Source organism: Nocardia sp. TBRC8007 (assembly GCF_056629435.1).
In genome coordinates this window covers 1-918 of the sequence record NZ_JBWSOR010000108.1, presented here as the reverse complement: position 1 = coordinate 918, position 918 = coordinate 1, and the positions used below count along the sequence as shown (strand labels likewise).

The window sequence follows — 918 nt, the reverse complement described above, 5'->3', positions numbered from 1 at the left end:
CGGGGAGGACGTCAACTCGAGCGCCCCGTCCTGATCGTAGGCGACCGAGACGGTTTTGGCTCTCTCGCGAGACGTGGGAGCAGTAGGTAATAGAGAATAACTATGGGATACAACGTGTTTCGCACACGAAGCGCGGAAGCAATAGATAGCGGGAGGATATCTATGAGACACAACGCGATTCGGACAGCCACCATGGTCGCCTCCGTTAGCGCCGCATTGCTCGCAGGGCAGACACTCACCACCGCACCGGCCGCGCAGGCGGCTGGCGGTACCTGCGCCTTCGCCTTCAACCGAGAGCCTTACCTGCTGCACGAAGCCGTCGTCGTAGGCGGGACAGTGGAATGCAACCCCGCGCCTTTCGCGTTTCGCATCGAGTTGCAGCTGTGGCACCGATCAGGCTCCAGCAACCCGAGACCGAAGGGAGAAAAAGCCGTCGTCACACAGATTCCCAACCCGCACCTCCACGTCGCCACGATGGCGCTGGACTGTGTGCCTGGCGTATGGCAGGGCACGATCCTCATGCAGGCCACATGGGACACCGGAACAGACGAGGGCCACAAGAAGACGATACCTGTCTTCATTCAGTGTTAGGTTGGACCGAATGAAGCTGCTCCATGGCGATATCAGCACTGGGCCGGCCACATGGTCGACCCGCTGGTACTGGCTGCGCAGAAACTTGCACTACCGGACTCGTCGCGTCGCCCGCGAGCCTGGCTACACCGGCGCGAACCAGTGGCACCCTCGCCGCGAGTACGGTGGCTGGACCATCCGCCCGGCCAGTGGGTGGCGGCGGTTCCGCTGGATAACCCCACCACTGCACTACACGCGCGCTATCCCTGCCGACGATATGTACGCGGTCGGCAGTTGGATGCTGGAGAAGCTGGAGAAGTAGGTTCGGCAACCTCGGATCCCCGATGG

General features: G+C 62.1%; 2 protein-coding genes. Both read left to right on the top strand.

Annotation, left to right across the window (positions count from 1 at the left end; translation table 11 throughout):
* Positions 1-162: 162 nt before the first annotated feature.
* Complete coding sequence (locus ACX4ZE_RS22820; RefSeq protein WP_480275517.1) at positions 163-591, top strand: hypothetical protein; 429 nt, start codon at positions 163-165, stop codon at positions 589-591.
* A 10-nt stretch (positions 592-601) separates the two neighbouring features.
* On the top strand, positions 602-892 hold the full coding sequence (locus ACX4ZE_RS22815; RefSeq protein WP_480275516.1) for a hypothetical protein: 291 nt from the start codon (positions 602-604) through the stop codon (positions 890-892).
* Positions 893-918 lie beyond the last annotated feature (26 nt).

Excerpts from the sequence above, each read along its gene's own strand:
- ACX4ZE_RS22815 (WP_480275516.1), top strand. The coding sequence starts at position 602 with ATGAAGCTGCTCCATGGCGATATCAGCACTGGGCCGGCCACATGGTCG.
- ACX4ZE_RS22820 (WP_480275517.1), top strand. The coding sequence starts at position 163 with ATGAGACACAACGCGATTCGGACAGCCACCATGGTCGCCTCCGTTAGC.